This is a genomic window from Candidatus Mycobacterium methanotrophicum (assembly GCF_023515995.1).
Classification (GTDB): domain Bacteria; phylum Actinomycetota; class Actinomycetes; order Mycobacteriales; family Mycobacteriaceae; genus Mycobacterium; species Mycobacterium methanotrophicum.
Genome location: NZ_CP097320.1, coordinates 2417804 through 2432734 on the forward strand (window position 1 = coordinate 2417804; position 14931 = coordinate 2432734).

The 14931-nt window shown below is 66.9% G+C and carries 16 protein-coding genes and 2 pseudogenes; 13 read left to right on the top strand and 5 right to left on the bottom strand.

Annotated elements, in window-relative coordinates:
• The first annotated feature begins 238 nt into the window (after positions 1-238).
• From M5I08_RS12705 to M5I08_RS12730, 6 genes are all read left to right on the top strand, one after another.
• Positions 239-781 (top strand): Rv1476 family membrane protein, encoded by a 543-nt coding sequence (locus tag M5I08_RS12705; RefSeq protein ID WP_219066911.1) that lies wholly within the window; start codon positions 239-241, stop codon positions 779-781.
• A gap of 250 nt (positions 782-1031) precedes the next feature.
• Positions 1032-2483: an NlpC/P60 family peptidoglycan endopeptidase RipA gene (gene ripA / locus M5I08_RS12710; RefSeq protein WP_219066845.1), complete on the top strand. Its 1452-nt coding sequence runs from the start codon at positions 1032-1034 to the stop codon at positions 2481-2483.
• A gap of 15 nt (positions 2484-2498) precedes the next feature.
• Positions 2499-3212, top strand: coding sequence for an NlpC/P60 family peptidoglycan endopeptidase RipB (ripB, locus tag M5I08_RS12715; RefSeq protein ID WP_219066910.1), 714 nt, complete (start codon positions 2499-2501; stop codon positions 3210-3212).
• Positions 3213-3365: 153 nt separating this feature from the next.
• Positions 3366-4499: a chaperone MoxR1 gene (moxR1, locus tag M5I08_RS12720; protein ID WP_219066844.1), complete on the top strand. Its 1134-nt coding sequence runs from the start codon at positions 3366-3368 to the stop codon at positions 4497-4499.
• Entirely contained in the window at positions 4496-5461 is a 966-nt protein-coding gene (locus tag M5I08_RS12725; RefSeq protein WP_219066843.1) for a DUF58 domain-containing protein, read from the top strand. The genes moxR1 and M5I08_RS12725 overlap by 4 nt, the downstream gene beginning before the upstream one ends.
• A 46-nt stretch (positions 5462-5507) precedes the next feature.
• Positions 5508-6515: a VWA domain-containing protein gene (locus M5I08_RS12730; RefSeq protein ID WP_219066842.1), complete on the top strand. Its 1008-nt coding sequence runs from the start codon at positions 5508-5510 to the stop codon at positions 6513-6515.
• Positions 6516-6583: 68 nt separating this feature from the next.
• Here the strand turns inward: M5I08_RS12730 and M5I08_RS12735 are convergent, their stop codons facing one another.
• A complete protein-coding gene (locus M5I08_RS12735; protein ID WP_219066841.1) occupies positions 6584-7018 on the bottom strand; it encodes a YkgJ family cysteine cluster protein in 435 nt (144 codons plus the stop codon).
• A 188-nt stretch (positions 7019-7206) separates the two neighbouring features.
• Between M5I08_RS12735 and fabG1 the strand changes: the two genes are divergently transcribed.
• From fabG1 to M5I08_RS12750, 3 genes are read left to right on the top strand one after another with little or no spacing between them, the layout of a single operon-like run.
• Entirely contained in the window at positions 7207-7917 is a 711-nt protein-coding gene (gene fabG1 / locus M5I08_RS12740) for a 3-oxoacyl-ACP reductase FabG1 (protein ID WP_219066909.1), read from the top strand.
• A 24-nt stretch (positions 7918-7941) separates the two neighbouring features.
• Positions 7942-8751: an NADH-dependent enoyl-ACP reductase InhA gene (inhA, locus tag M5I08_RS12745; RefSeq protein ID WP_219066840.1), complete on the top strand. Its 810-nt coding sequence runs from the start codon at positions 7942-7944 to the stop codon at positions 8749-8751.
• Between the two features lie 6 nt (positions 8752-8757).
• Positions 8758-9783 carry a ferrochelatase gene (locus M5I08_RS12750; RefSeq protein WP_219066839.1) on the top strand — a complete coding sequence of 342 codons (1026 nt, stop codon included), beginning with the start codon at positions 8758-8760 and terminating at the stop codon, positions 9781-9783.
• Here M5I08_RS12750 and M5I08_RS12755 read toward each other — a convergent pair.
• On the bottom strand, positions 9780-10637 hold the full coding sequence (locus M5I08_RS12755; protein ID WP_249763356.1) for an Rv1486c family protein: 858 nt from the start codon (positions 10635-10637) through the stop codon (positions 9780-9782). The two genes, M5I08_RS12750 and M5I08_RS12755, sit on opposite strands and share 4 nt — an antisense overlap.
• 58 nt (positions 10638-10695) lie before the next feature.
• Between M5I08_RS12755 and M5I08_RS12760 the strand changes: the two genes are divergently transcribed.
• Genes M5I08_RS12760 through M5I08_RS12770 form a run of 3 tightly spaced genes read left to right on the top strand, consistent with a single transcriptional unit; the run spans position 10696 to position 12546 of the window.
• A complete protein-coding gene (locus M5I08_RS12760; RefSeq protein WP_249762752.1) occupies positions 10696-11130 on the top strand; it encodes an NfeD family protein in 435 nt (144 codons plus the stop codon).
• A 26-nt stretch (positions 11131-11156) separates the two neighbouring features.
• Complete coding sequence (locus M5I08_RS12765) at positions 11157-12188, top strand: SPFH domain-containing protein (protein WP_249762753.1); 1032 nt, start codon at positions 11157-11159, stop codon at positions 12186-12188.
• A 1-nt stretch (position 12189) separates the two neighbouring features.
• Positions 12190-12546: a DoxX family protein gene (locus M5I08_RS12770; RefSeq protein ID WP_219070864.1), complete on the top strand. Its 357-nt coding sequence runs from the start codon at positions 12190-12192 to the stop codon at positions 12544-12546.
• 160 nt (positions 12547-12706) lie between these two features.
• On the opposite strand, the gene M5I08_RS12775 is transcribed toward M5I08_RS12770, so the two are convergent.
• From M5I08_RS12775 to M5I08_RS12785, 3 genes and pseudogenes are all read right to left on the bottom strand, one after another.
• Entirely contained in the window at positions 12707-13033 is a 327-nt protein-coding gene (locus M5I08_RS12775) for a hypothetical protein (protein ID WP_219070863.1), read from the bottom strand.
• A 239-nt stretch (positions 13034-13272) separates the two neighbouring features.
• Positions 13273-13811 (bottom strand): annotated as a pseudogene (locus M5I08_RS12780) (TVP38/TMEM64 family protein); the annotation flags it as partial.
• Positions 13812-13931: 120 nt separating this feature from the next.
• Positions 13932-14438: pseudogene (locus tag M5I08_RS12785) on the bottom strand (Rv1486c family protein); the annotation flags it as partial.
• A 58-nt stretch (positions 14439-14496) separates the two neighbouring features.
• Between M5I08_RS12785 and M5I08_RS12790 the strand changes: the two are divergent.
• The gene (locus M5I08_RS12790; RefSeq protein WP_249762754.1) at positions 14497-14931 is read left to right on the top strand and encodes an NfeD family protein; all 435 of its coding nucleotides are present in this window, start codon (positions 14497-14499) and stop codon (positions 14929-14931) included.

A 14931-nucleotide genomic window follows, 5' to 3' on the forward strand; every position in this document is an offset into this window, starting at 1 on the left:
AAGTTCTGCGCGCCGACGGGCGGTGTCGGCACGGCCACTCTAACAGTACGCTTGTCCTTTATTCCACAGTAAGACTCCCACCGCCGCGAGACTTCAACCATCGTGACGAGCCGCGGCGTGTCCTAGCAATGGTTTAAGTGTCGCGGTGTCGCGGGCCGGGGACGGCCGGGATCGCAGCCGCGCGGTACGGTCTTGGGTCGTGAGCACCCCGCACGCGCCGCTCTACATCCCGGGCGAAATCTGCGGGACCATTGGCGCCGATCCGGCGACGCCGCCCGAGCAATGCCTGGCGATCGTGCAAGAACAGGTCACTGCCCACAACATCAGCGCCCCGTCCGCCGTCGCGCCGGCGCTACTGCAGGTGATCGACCAGGCGCACAAGGACGGCATCGATCTCAAGATCGTCGTCGTCGACCACAACCCGCTCAATGACACACCGCTGCGTGACATCGCGACCAGGGTCGGCGCCCAACACACTGATGCCACCGTGTTGGTGCTCAGCCCGAACTTCGTCGGCACCTACAGCACACATTTCCCACGGTCCACGCTGGAGATCGGCGAAGACAATGCCAAGACCGGCAACCCCGTGGTCTCGGCGCAGAATTTCCTGCACCAGCTCAACACCCCGCAGTTTCCGTGGACCGCTTTCACGATCGTGGTCCTTATCGGAGTGCTTGCGGCGGTCATAGGCATCCGAATCATGCAGCTTCGCGGCAGGCGATCGGCAACGTCGCCTGACGACGCCGAAGCGCCTTCCGAAGAAGCTGGCCAGAGCATCTAACTCGCGGTGTTCGGCTTGTGTCGCATAGCGGCGACACCCTACCGTCGCCGCCGACAAATCACTGATGTCACCGTTGGGTCACAGTTGTCGGAAGAACAGAGTTGTAATTTGTTACTAAAGTTTCCATTGGGTCAGATGTGGCATACGGTGCAAAGGGTGCTTGCAATTTAAATCGCGCTTCCAGTGATTACTGGAGACCCGAAGTCCCAGCGCCGTCCGCCCGCGTTGAGCCATAGGAGATCCAAGTCGTATGAGACGCAACCGTCGTGGCTCGTCTTTCCGACTGGCCGCCAGGCTTACCCGCCGCGTCGCTCCGATCGCGCTCAGCCTGGCTGTGACGCTGTGCACCCCCGGACTCGCAAACGCCGACCCCAGCGCGGAGCCGAACACCATGGCCAAACTGATCGCAGACGTCGCTTCGGCCAACCAGCGTCTGCACGACCTCAGCGCGCAAATTCAGACCGAAGAGGAGAGCGTCAACAAGGCTGTCGTCGACGTCGAAACCGCGCGTGACAACGCCGCGGCAACCCAACACAACGTCGAGGCCAGCCAGCAGGCGGTCAAGGACGCCAACGCCGCAATCGCCGCCGCACAGAAGCGATTTGACCGCTTCGCGGTAGCCAGCTACGTGAACGGTCCATCGGACAGCTACTTCAAGGCGGCCGGCCCCGACGACATCGTCGCGACCGCGGCCGCCGGCCAGACTCTGGCGGCCAGTTCCGGGCGGGCGATGAACAACCTGCGACGGGCTCGCACCGAGCAAGTGAACCGGGAGTCCGCGGCGCGGCTGGCCAAGCAGAAAGCGGACAAAGCGGTGGCGGACGCTCAATCGAGCCAGAACGCCGCGGTGGCCGCACTGACCGACGTACACCGCAAGTTCGGCGAACAGCAGCAAGAAGTCAACCGATTGGCCGACGAGCGTAACGCGGCCCAAGCCAGACTCGACGCCGCCCGCAATTGGTCGAAATCCGCGGGCGGACCGGGTGCGAGGGGCCAGGCGGCCCCGACATTGGGGTCCCCCGGTGACCGGTGGGATCCGGCGGCGCCGGGTTCGCCCAACCGGTCTCAGAGCAATGGCGGCAATTGGGACGGCGAATGGGATCCCACGCTGCCGATGGTGCCCAGCGCCAACGTCCCGGGTGACCCGGTCGCGGTCCTCAACAAAGTCCTGGGGATTTCGGCGACCTCTTCGCAGGTCACCGCCGACATGGGGCACAAGTTCCTGCAGCAGTTAGGCCTGATCAAGCCCGACACCCCCGATTCCGGCATCACCAACGGCCGGATTCCCCGGGTATATGGTCGCCAGGCGTCTGAGTACGTGATCCGCCGCGGGCTCTCGCAGTTGGGCGTGCCCTATTCGTGGGGCGGTGGCAACGCAGCCGGGCCGAGTCACGGCATCGGATCCGGCTCCGGCACAGTGGGTTTCGACTGCTCGGGTCTGGTGCTCTACTCGTTTGCCGGGGTGGGGATCAAGCTGCCGCACTACTCGGGTTCGCAGTACAACCTGGGCCGCAAGGTCCCGTCTTCCCAGATGCGCCGTGGCGACGTGATTTTCTATGGTCCCGGCGGCAGTCAGCACGTCACCATTTACCTCGGTCAGGGGCAGATGCTCGAGGCGCCCGACGTGGGGTTGAAAGTCCGGGTCGCACCGGTCCGTACCAGCGGTATGACGCCCTATGTCGTGCGCTACATCGAGTACTGACGGGTGAAGGGATCCATGCGCCGCTGGTTCAAACGCCGGGCCGGGGCGGGCCGGCTGATTCTGGTTGCGGTCGCTGCGCTGATCGGGCTTGCCGGCCCGGCGAACGCCGAGGATGGCGGATGGGATCCCACCCTGCCGCCGGTGGTCAGCGCGGGCGCACCAGGAGACCCGGTGGCCATCGCCAACCAGTCGCTGCAGGCCACGGCCAACGCCACCCAGACCACGCTTGATCTGGGACGGCAGTTCCTCGGCGGCCTTGGCATCAACCTCGGCGGCACGAGTGGCGCCGCTGCCAGCAGTCCCAACGGGATTCCGCGGGTCTACGGGCGCCAGGCCGTCGAGTACGTGATCCGCCGCGGATCGTCACAGATGGGCGTGCCGTATTCATGGGGCGGCGGAACCCTGAACGGCCCGAGCAAAGGCGTGGATTCCGGTGCCGGCACCGTCGGTTTCGACTGCTCGGGATTGGTTCGGTACAGCTTCGCCGGGGTCGGGGTGCTGATCCCGAGGTTCTCGGGTGACCAGTACAACGCCGGCCGCCACATTCCGCCGTCGCAGGCCAAGCGCGGTGACCTCATCTTCTACGGACCAGGCGGCAGCCAGCACGTCACCATGTACTTGGGCAACGGTCAGATGTTGGAGGCGTCGGGCAGCGCTGGCAAAGTCACCGTCAGCCCGGTGCGCAAAGCCGGCATGACGCCGATGTTGACCCGGATCATTGAATACTGACGCGCCGCCTGCATCGTCGCCGGGCGGGCCACGTCGACGGAATCCCGGCGGCCTGGAATAGTTGAACCCGGGCACGCCGCTGCCCCGCGATGTTCGACGTGCGAGTAGTCGTGTCTGATAGTGCTTTGGAGGTTTAGGCGTGGAGGGTAATCGATGACACCAGCAGGCGGGCCGCCTCCGGGCGCCGGCGATTACTCGGGGCCGGGCGGAAACCCGACGGCCCCCGCGCCCGCAGCGCTGTCCGGCGGCGGCAACGGGCTGTCTGCGGAGGTGCATATACTGGAACGGGCCATCTTCGAAGTCAAGCGGATCATCGTGGGCCAGGACCAGCTCGTGGAGCGCATGCTGGTCGGCTTGCTGTCCAGGGGTCACGTGCTGCTCGAGGGTGTGCCCGGTGTGGCCAAGACGCTGGCCGTGGAGACCTTCGCGCGGGTGGTCGGAGGAACGTTCGCGCGTATCCAGTTCACGCCCGACCTGGTGCCCACCGACATCATCGGTACCCGGATTTACCGGCAAGGCAAGGAGGAGTTCGACACCGAGCTCGGCCCGGTGGTGGTCAACTTTCTGCTCGCCGACGAGATCAACCGGGCTCCGGCGAAGGTGCAGTCGGCCCTGCTCGAGGTCATGCAGGAACGCCACGTCTCGATCGGCGGCACGACGTTCCCGCTGCCCAACCCGTTCCTGGTGATGGCCACGCAGAACCCGATCGAACATGAGGGCGTCTACCCGCTGCCAGAGGCCCAGCGGGACCGCTTCCTGTTCAAGATCAACGTCGGCTACCCCTCACCGGAGGAAGAGCGCGAGATCATCTACCGGATGGGCGTGCGGCCGCCGGAGCCCAAGCAGATCCTCAACACCGGAGACCTGCTGCGGCTACAGGAGATCGCCGCGAACAACTTCGTCCATCACGCGCTGGTGGATTATGTGGTGCGGGTCGTCACGGCTACGCGTCATCCCGAGCAACTCGGCATGACCGACGTCAAGAGCTGGATCTCGTTCGGTGCGTCGCCGCGCGCCTCGCTGGGCATCATCGCCGGAGCGCGATCGCTTGCTTTGGTGCGCGGCCGCGACTACGTGATCCCGCAAGACGTCGTCGAGGTCATTCCCGACGTGCTGCGGCACCGGTTGGTGCTCACCTACGACGCGCTCGCCGACGAAGTTTCGCCGGAGATGATCATCAACCGCGTCCTACAGACTGTCGCCATGCCTCAGGTGAACGCCGTTCCGCAACGAGGCGATTCGGTACCACCGGTGATGCAAGCCGCGGCGGCGGCTAGCGGTCGGTGACCGATCAAACTTCAGCCGCGGATCGGCGCGGGGCTACGCATCCGCCGTCGTTTCAGCGGGGGCAGATCGACGATCCGAAGCTGTCGGCGGCGCTGCGCACACTGGAGCTCACGGTCAAACGCAAGCTCGACGGTGTGCTGCACGGTGACCACCTCGGGCTGATCCCGGGTCCGGGTTCGGAGCCGGGGGAGTCACGGGAATATCAGCCCGGCGACGACGTCCGCAGGATGGACTGGGCGGTCACTGCACGCACCACCCACCCCCATGTCCGCCAGATGATCGCCGACCGGGAACTGGAGACCTGGCTGGTGGTCGACATGTCAGCGAGCCTGGACTTCGGCACAACGGTCTGCGAAAAGCGTGACCTGGCGGTGGCGGCCGCGGCCGGCATCACGTTCCTCAACAGCGGCGGAGGAAACCGGCTCGGCGCGCTGATTGCCAACGGCGAGAAGATGACTCGAGTGCCGGCACGCTCGGGACGTCAGCACGAGCACACGCTGTTACGCACCGTTGCCACCATGCCCAAAGCACCGGTAGGGGTGCGCGGAGACTTGGCGGCGGCCATCGACGCATTGCGCCGTCCGGAACGCCGCCGTGGGATGGCCGTGATCATCAGCGACTTCCTCGGCCCGATCAATTGGATGCGTCCGTTGCGAGCGATCGCGGCGCGCCATGAGGTGCTGGGCATAGAGGTGCTCGATCCCCGCGACGTCGAATTGCCCGACGTCGGCGACGTGATCTTGCAGGACGCCGAATCCGGTGTCACCCGCGAGTTCACCATTGACGAGCAGCTACGGGACGACTTCGCCAAGGCCGCCGCGGCGCATCGCGCCGACGTGGCCCGCACGATGCGCAGCTGCGGCGCGCCGCTGCTGTCGCTGCGCACCGACCGGGACTGGATTGCCGACGTCGTCCGCTTCGTCGAATCCCGCCGGCGCGGGGCACTGGCGGGTCGCCAGTGACGCGGGTTCGGCCCGGGAAGGGCGTCCATATCAAGACGGGTTTGGTATGACACTGCCGTTGCTCGGGCCGATGACTTTGTCCGGTTTCGCCCACGCGTGGTTTTTTCTGTTTCTGCTGGTCGTTTTGGGCCTGGTGGCGCTGTACGTCATCGCGCAGGTGGCCCGGCATCGCCGGATGCTGCGCTTCGCGAACATGGAGCTGCTGGAAAGCGTCGCGCCCAAGCAGCCCACCCGGTGGCGTCATCTGTCGGCCATCCTGCTGATCTCCGCACTGGTGCTGCTGACGATCGCGATGGCCGGACCGACCCACGACGTCCGAATCCCGCGCAATCGTGCGGTCGTCATGCTGGTCATCGACGTCTCGCAGTCCATGCGGGCCACCGACGTCGAGCCCAACCGGATGGTCGCCGCCGAAGTGGCCGCCAAGGATTTCGCCGGCGAGCTGACCCCGGGCATCAACCTCGGGTTGATCGCCTATGCCGGGACGGCGACGGTTCTGGTGCAACCGACGACTAACCGCGACGCGACCAAGGCCGCGCTGGCCAAGTTGCAGTTCGCCGACCGCACCGCCACCGGCGAGGGCATCTTCACGGCGTTGCAGGCCATCGCCACCGTCGGCGCGGTGATCGGCGGCGGCGACACCCCGCCACCGGCGCGGATCGTGTTGTTCTCCGACGGCAAGGAAACAATGCCGACCAATCCGGACAACCCCAAGGGCGCCTTCACCGCGGCGCGCACCGCGAAGGACCAAGGTGTGCCGATCTCGACGATTTCGTTCGGCACTCCGTACGGCTTCGTGGAAATCAACGGCCAGCGCCAGCCGGTGCCGGTCGACGACAGCACGATGAAGAAGGTGGCCGAGCTGTCTGGCGGCAACCACTACAGCGCTTCTAATCTGCAGGAGCTCAAGCAGGTCTACGCGTCGCTGCAGCAACAGATCGGTTACGAGACGATCCGCGGCGACGCCAGCGTCGGGTGGCTGCGGCTGGGTTCGCTGGTGCTGGCGCTTGCCGGGCTGACAGCCCTGCTGATCAACCGGCGGCTGCCGGGGTAATCCCGGGCCGCCGAATAGCCAGTTAATGCACGCCGTCGGCCATCCGCCGCCCGGGTGACGACCGGCGGCTACTTCTCGCGCAGGTTCAGCAGGGCGATGACGCCCTTGAGGTGGTCGCAGAGAAAGTCTCTGCACATCGCGGGACGGATGTCGTACACGGTGCAGGCATTCGTCGTCTTGTCGTAGAACCGGCACGGAATCCACTCGACGTCCGGTCGGACGCGCAACGCCGGGTAGTTGGCCGGCAGCTGCCACGACGGGCGGTCCGGGAATAGCGTCCGGCCCTCGTCGAAGTCGATGAATACCTCGTGCCGGGACACCTCGCGACCGAGCACACGGCGAAGATCGATCAGGAAGGTCTCCGCGTCGCGGACGGGGCCCGGAATGAAGTCACGGTCATCGAGTGTGCAGCAGCCGCCGGCGTTTCCTTCGACGCCCATGCAGTTCTGGCTGCAGCTGTAGGCGATGAGTTGCCGCCGCAGCGTTTCCCGGACGGTCGTCATGGCGTCCACAGTAGGCCGTCTACGCCGTCGGTGGTCAGTGCCGTCAAGAGCGGGCCCCGGGCGATTTCGGCGTTGCCGCAGGGACGCGTTAGGTTGTCGGGGTGACTGACGTAGCCACCCACAACACCACCACGAAGGCTGCCGATACCCCGACCGACACGGCGGGACAACCCGAGGCCGCCAGACCCGTGTTCGTATCCCGGTCCGTGCTGGTCACCGGAGGCAACCGGGGGATCGGGCTGGCGGTGGCCCGTCGGCTGGCCGCCGACGGTCACAAAGTCGCGGTGACGCACCGGTCATCCGGCGCCCCGGAGGGCCTCTTCGGTGTCCAGTGCGACGTCACCGATTACGGCGCCGTCGACGCCGCGTTCAAAGCCGTTGAAGAGCACCAGGGCCCGGTCGAGGTGCTGGTGGCCAACGCCGGCATCACCTCGGACATGCTGATCATGCGGATGAGCGAGGAGCAGTTCGAAAAAGTCATCGACGCGAACCTGACCGGGGTCTTCCGGGTCGCCAAACGGGCGTCGCGCAACATGATCAAGAAGCGGTTCGGCCGCTTCATTTTCATGGGGTCTGTCGTCGGGCTGACCGGCCTACCGGGACAGGCGAATTACGCCGCGTCCAAGGCGGGCCTGGTCGGCCTGGCCCGATCGCTGACCCGCGAACTCGGGTCGCGCTCGATCACCGCCAACGTGGTGGCGCCCGGCTTCATCGACACCGAGATGACCCAGGCCATGGAACCCAAGTACGTAGCGATGGCGCAGCAGGCGATTCCGCTGGGCCGGATCGGCAACGTCGAGGAGGTCGCCGGCGTGGTCAGCTTCCTGGCATCCGAGGACGCCAGATACATCTCGGGTGCGGTGATCCCGGTCGACGGCGGCGCCGGCATGGGCCACTGACAGCCCGACAACGTAAGGACGGACATGGCAGGACTGCTCGACGGCAAACGGATCCTGGTCAGCGGGATCATCACCGACGCGTCGATCGCGTTTCACATCGCGCGGGTGGCGCAGGAACAGGGCGCCCAGCTGGTGCTGACCGGGTTCGACCGACTGCGGCTGATCCAGCGCATCGCCGACCGGTTGCCGCAGAAAGCCCCACTGATCGAACTCGATGTGCAAGACGAAAAGCACCTGCTCACGCTGGCCGAGCGGGTGACCGAGGTCATCGGCAAGGACAACAAGCTCGACGGCGTGGTGCATTCCATCGGCTTCATGCCGCAGACCGGGATGGGCATCCACCCGTTCCTCGACGCGCCCTACGAAGACGTCTCCAAGGGCATCCATATCTCCGCGTACTCGTATGCCTCCCTGGCCAAGGCATTGCTGCCGATCATGCATCCGGGGGGTTGCATCGTCGGCATGGACTTCGACCCTAGCCGGGCGATGCCGGCCTACAACTGGATGACGGTGGCCAAGAGCGCGCTGGAATCGGTCAACCGGTTCGTTGCCAGGGAGGCCGGCAAGTTCGGCGTTCGCTCGAATCTGGTTGCCGCGGGACCTCTCCGTACGCTCGCGATGAGCGCGATCGTCGGCGGCGCGCTCGGCGACGAGGCTGGCGCCCAGATGCAGCTGCTCGAAGAAGGCTGGAACCAGCGGGCGCCGATCGGCTGGAACATGAAGGACCCCACGCCGGTCGCCAAGACGGTGTGCGCACTGCTTTCCGAGTGGCTGCCGGCCACCACTGGGACGATTATCTATGCCGACGGTGGCGCCAGCACTCAATTGCTTTAGCCTGCTATGGAATTCGATGCTGTCCTGTTGCAGTCCTTCGGTGGTCCGGACGGGCCCGAACAGGTAAGGCCATTCCTTGAGAACGTCGCTCGGGGTCGCAACGTGCCGGCGGAACGCCTCGACGAAGTCGCTGAGCATTATCGGCATTTCGGGGGGGTGTCGCCGATCAACAGCATCAATCTCGCGCTGGTCGCCCAGCTGCGGTCGGAGTTGGACCTCCCGGTCTATGTCGGCAACCGCAACTGGGAACCCTTCATCGAAGACGCCGTCGCCGATATGCGCGACAATGGTGTTCGGCGTGCAGCGGTGTTCACTACGTCGGCCTGGAGCGGATACTCCAGCTGCACACAGTATTCCGAAGACATCGACCGCGCCAGACGGGCGGCCGGGCCAGGGGCGCCCGACCTTGTGAAGTTGCGGCGATACTTCGATCACCCCTTATTCGTCGAGATGTTCGCCGAGGGCATCGAGGCTGCCGCTCAGACGGCACCCGACGACGCGCGGTTGGTGTTCACCGCGCACTCCATCCCGGTGGCCGCTGACAATCGTCTCGGCCCCGACCTGTACAGCCGCCAGGTACGTTATGCCGCAAGCCTTGTCGCTGCGGCAGCCGGTTACGCCGACTACGACCTGGCCTGGCAGTCCCGATCGGGCGCTGGGCAGGCGCCGTGGCTGGCGCCCGATGTCGCTGACCACCTCGCCGCCTTGGCCGCAGCCGGCGCCAAGGCCATCATCGTCTGCCCGATCGGATTCGTCGCCGACCACATCGAGGTGGTGTGGGACTTGGACACCGAGTTGCGCGCACAGGCCGAGTCGGCGGGTATCGCGTTCGCGCGGACCGGCACTCCGGGCGCCGACCGGCGCTTTGCCCGTTTGGCGGCAGACCTGATCGACGAACTGCGGTGCGGCCGCCAACCTGCCCGGGTGACGGGGCCCGATCCAGCGCCAGGGTGTGCGGCCAGTGTCAACGGCGAGCCATGCCGTCCGCCGCACTGCGTCGCCGAGGTGCGTCCGAACCAATCAGCGGGCTAGACCTGCCAGGCGCCGCGCAGAATCGCGCTGAGTGCGGCCGTTCTCGCCGACCGCACGACCGCGGCCAACGGCCGCAACGCATCGGCGGCTATCTGGGCCTCAGACAACGACTGTGTTCCGATCCGGCTCATCCCGGCGCTGACGGTGATGATCGCGTCCACGTGCGCCGCATTGTCCAGCACCCGCAATGCGCGCAACGGCGCAGGGTCGGGAACTCGGTGGTGCCGCGCGGATTCCAGCAGTTGGTCGACCATCCCGCGCGGATCCTCGATGTCGACGTCGGCGGAACCCAGCCCGATTGCGGTGAGCGCGTCGGTGGCCGTCCGCACCGCCAACCGTAATGCGTACTCGGCCTCGCCCAACTCGACCTCGTCGAGGACCGGCGCACCGGGCAGCGAGTACACAGTCCAAGACAGCGGACACAATTCGGGAGCGACGAGTTCATCGTCATCGTGGGCATAGGCGAATTCGGGCACCAGCCCCATGGCCATGCCGGGGTCCTCGGGATTGCTGACGATCACCGCTTCTCCCGCGGCCAGCGCGTCCCGCTCGAACTGTGTGCCCGCGGCCAGCCCGCGGACATCGCCGGGAACCGGCAGCACCACCTTGATCGGCGGTGCGCCGGTCGACGGCCGGCCGGCCGCGGTGCGCAGCGTCTGCAGCAGCGACACCGCGCCCGCGTCGATCACGTCCGGCCACGGCAGTCCGGTGTGGCCAGCCGCGACAGCATCGTATGCGGTAACGGATCGTATTGGGGCCCAACAAGATAACGCGTCGAGAACGTCGTCGGGCGCGGCCTTGCCGGCAAGCCAGGCGTTGGCCCAGACAGTAAGCGTTGCGCTGGGGCACCACATGGTTTCGCAGTCTAGTTGTTCGCCGTGAGGCGGGCTGATCACGCGATATCCTGGCGACATGCCTGCGGCGGTGATCTGGCTGATCGTCGCATTCGGGCTGGCCGGCGCCGAGGCGCTGACTGGCGATATGTTCATGCTGATGCTCGGTGGCGGCGCGCTGGCCGCGGCCGGAGCCAGTTGGCTGCTGAACTTCCCGATCTGGGCCGACGGGGCAGTGTTCCTGGCAGTTTCGGTGCTTCTGCTGGTGCTGGTCCGGCCGGTGCTGCGGCGGCATCTGACCCCCGCCAAGGCCCTGCCGACGGGCATCGAGGCGCTGGAGGGCAAAAGTGCGGTGGTCCTCGACCGGGTCGCCCGCGACGAAGGTCAGGTGAAGGTGGACGGCCAGGTGTGGACGGCGCGGCCGATGAACGACGGTGATGTCTTCCAGCCCGGCGACCGGGTGACCGTCATGCACATCGACGGGGCCACCGCGGTGGTCTGGAAAAGCGCTTAGGCGCTGGCCGAGCAGTAGGAGGAATTGTGGTTGCAGGTCTGGTATTTCTAGCTGTTCTGGTGGCCTTCGCCGTCATCGTGGTGGCCAAGTCGGTGGCGCTCATTCCGCAGGCGCAAGCGGCGGTGATCGAACGGCTGGGCCGATACAGCCGCACAATCAGCGGTCAGCTGACCTTGCTGGTGCCGTTCGTCGATCGCATCCGCGCCCGGATCGACCTGCGTGAGCGGGTGGTGTCGTTCCCGCCGCAGCCGGTGATCACCGAGGACAACCTCACGCTCAACATCGACACCGTCGTCTACTTCCAGGTCACCAACCCGAAGGCTGCGGTCTACGAGATCAGCAACTACATCGTCGGGGTCGAGCAGCTCACCACCACAACACTGCGCAACGTGGTGGGCGGCATGACGCTCGAGCAGACCCTGACCTCCCGCGACCAGATCAACGGCCAGCTGCGCGGCGTGCTCGACGAGGCCACCGGCCGCTGGGGATTGCGGGTGGCGCGAGTAGAGTTGCGCAGCATCGACCCGCCGCCCTCGATCCAGGCGTCGATGGAAAAGCAGATGAAGGCCGACCGGGAGAAGCGGGCGGTGATTTTGGCCGCCGAGGCCGACCGGCAGTCTCAGATGCTGCGCGCGCAGGGTGACCGGGGCGCGGCGTACCTGCACGCGCAAGGCCAAGCCAAGGCGATCGAGAAGACGTTCGCCGCGATCAAGGCGGGCCGGCCCACCCCGGAGCTGCTGGCCTACCAGTACCTGCAGATTCTGCCACAACTGGCCCAGGGCGAGGCCAACAAGGTGTGGCTAGTGCCCAGCGACTTCGGGACCGCGTTACAGGGATTCACCAAGTTGCTGGGCGCTCCCGGCGCCGACGGAGTGTTCCGGTATGAGCCGTCACCGGTCGATGACGCGCCCAAGCCCGACCAGGACGGCGACGACATGGCGGACTGGTTCTCCACCCAAACCGACCCGGCCATCGTCGAGGTGGTGGCCAAGGCCGAGGCCGACGCGCGCAAGCCGGTCGAGGGCGCCTTCCCGCCGCCGTCCGCGCTGCACAAGTGACATGGCCACCCTGACTTCGCCGAAAATCTATGCGGCGCTCGCTGTTTTCCAGGCCGGTGATGCGATCGCGTGCGCGATCCCAGCCAAGCCGATCGCTGAAACCCTTGACAAGCTGGGGATTCCGCACGATATCCGGTGGCTTCTTCCGGCCTCGAAGGCTGCCTCGGTGATCGGTCTGCTCTCGGCCAGCAGATTTCCGGCATTGGGGCGCCTGACCACGGCGATGCTGACGCTGTACTTCGCACTTGCGGTGGGCGCGCATCTTCGCGCGCACGATCGGCTCGTGAATGCCGTCCCGGCGGCGTCGTTTCTGGCCACCTACGCGTCGTTGACGGTCAAGGGACCGCACCGCGGCTAACCGAGGCAACGGTGCTGCTGGTCAGCCCGTGTGGCAAACCCGACGGTGTCGAGCGCTGCACGGCGCGGCCCCACGTCGGGTATCCGACGCCACCGGCGAGGACACCCATACGTGTGTTGCGTGATCGGTCGGCGCCGTGTTGTGCGGTTGGTGGTGGCCGTTATTGAGGGTCCTCGGCGGGTGCGCCTCCGACCGGCCCGGGCGGCGGCGCCGGTACTCGATGCGGCTGCTCATACGACGGCTGCCCGCCGCCGCCTTTAGGGCCGCCCGGTCCGACTCGCATCACCGGCGGCCGCGGTTCGAACGGGTGCAGCGGCGGCGGAGCTGACGGGGGGGCGTCTCCGGGGCCAACCACCGATCCGCCCGGATCCACCGGTGGCGGGTCCAGCGGCGCAGCACTGACCGCCGGCACCCCCCCGGTCAGTGCCGGGATGCCGATACTGGTAACCAGTGCCGCGGATGCGGCGGCTAGCCGTTTGAAGTCCATTGCCGTTGTCCTTCCAGCCTTTCCGCGCTGAGCCCCAGCTGCGTAGGCGGCGCGGCGGAATAGGCGCCGCCGCTACCGCCTGCGGCGACACCCTCATCTCACCGCTGCGGATTGCTAAGACCTGCAACTGTACAGGTAAAGCCCGCACGGCGCGGGGACGTTGCGTCGGCGCCGAGCGGGTCAGCCGCGAAGCGCTGGTGCGGCACGGCCGTCGGTCGACGGCTCGGCGTCATGCCGGCGGTGCCGGGAAGCACACCGGCCAACGTCGCCAGCGTGTACGGCAGCACCCGCACCGCCGACGCGCCGATGGTGTAGTTCAGCACCGAAAACGGCACCAGCGGGATCAACCGTAGCGACATCACCGCAACCCACCCCCGGTCGCGCAGCCGGGCGTCGACTTGTGCGACCGCCTGGTGGCGCACCAGGCGGCCGAGGCGCCAACCGGCGGCGCGAACCAGCAACAGCGCGATCACCGCCCTGGCCGTGCTGGCCACCACCGCCAGCGTCACGCCGAGCGCCGGCCCGAACAGCAGACCAGCGGCCAATGTGCACGCGGTACGGGAAAGGGCAAAACGGTCGCCACGATGTGGGCGCCCAGAAAAGCCGGCGGGAACCATGGGCCTACCGAATTCGCCCAGTCCCGCATCTGCACCGTGGTCGGCAGCGGAAGCACCACCGCCGCCGCGATCACGATGGCCAGCACTGCACCCGTGGCGAGCATCCGACGCCTCGAGGGCTGACCTGCACTCGGCACGCCCGCGGCGGTCAGGCCGCGCAGCGTGCCGGTGATCTTGCCGGTGGCGTTCTCCGGTCACGACGTTCAACACTACGGGCCTGGCCGCTGTTGAGCGCGCACCCGGGGCGCGACGCCGTCAGCGGGTCATCAATGACAGCAGTTTTCGGCCTGGCCGAGCTCGGTATCGTCGGCGACGGGAATGGCCGGTAGTGAATAAACCGTCCAGGACAGCGCGCACAATTCGGGTACGACGAGCTCGTCGCCGGATTCCTCGTATCCGAATTCGGGCACGAGCCCGACGGCGACGCCGGGATCGTCCGGGTTGCTGACGATCACCGCTTCTCCCGCGGCCAGCGCGTCCCGCTCGAACTGTGTGCCCGCGGCCAGCCCGCGGACATCGCCGGGAACCGGCAGCACCACCTTGATCGGCGGTGCGCCGGTCGACGGCCGGCCGGCCGCGGTGCGCAGCGTCTGCAGCAGCGACACCGCGCCCGCGTCGATCACGTCCGGCCACGGCAGTCCGGTGTGGCCAGCCGCGACAGCATCGTATGCGGTAACGGATCGTATTGGGGCCCAACAAGATAACGCGTCGAGAACGTCGTCGGGCGCGGCCTTGCCGGCAAGCCAGGCGTTGGCCCAGACAGTAAGCGTTGCGCTGGGGCACCACATGGTTTCGCAGTCTAGTTGTTCGCCGTGAGGCGGGCTGATCACGCGATATCCTGGCGACATGCCTGCGGCGGTGATCTGGCTGATCGTCGCATTCGGGCTGGCCGGCGCCGAGGCGCTGACTGGCGATATGTTCATGCTGATGCTCGGTGGCGGCGCGCTGGCCGCGGCCGGAGCCAGTTGGCTGCTGAACTTCCCGATCTGGGCCGACGGGGCAGTGTTCCTGGCAGTTTCGGTGCTTCTGCTGGTGCTGGTCCGGCCGGTGCTGCGGCGGCATCTGACCCCCGCCAAGGCCCTGCCGACGGGTGTCGAGGCGCTGGAGGGGAAAAGCGCACTGGTCCTCGACCGGGTCGCCCGTGACGAAGGTCAGGTGAAGGTGGACGGCCAGGTGTGGACGGCGCGGCCGATGAACGACGGTGATGTCTTCCAGCCCGGCGACCGGGTGACCGTCATGCACATCGACGGGGCCACCGCGGTGGTCTGGAAAAGCGCTTAG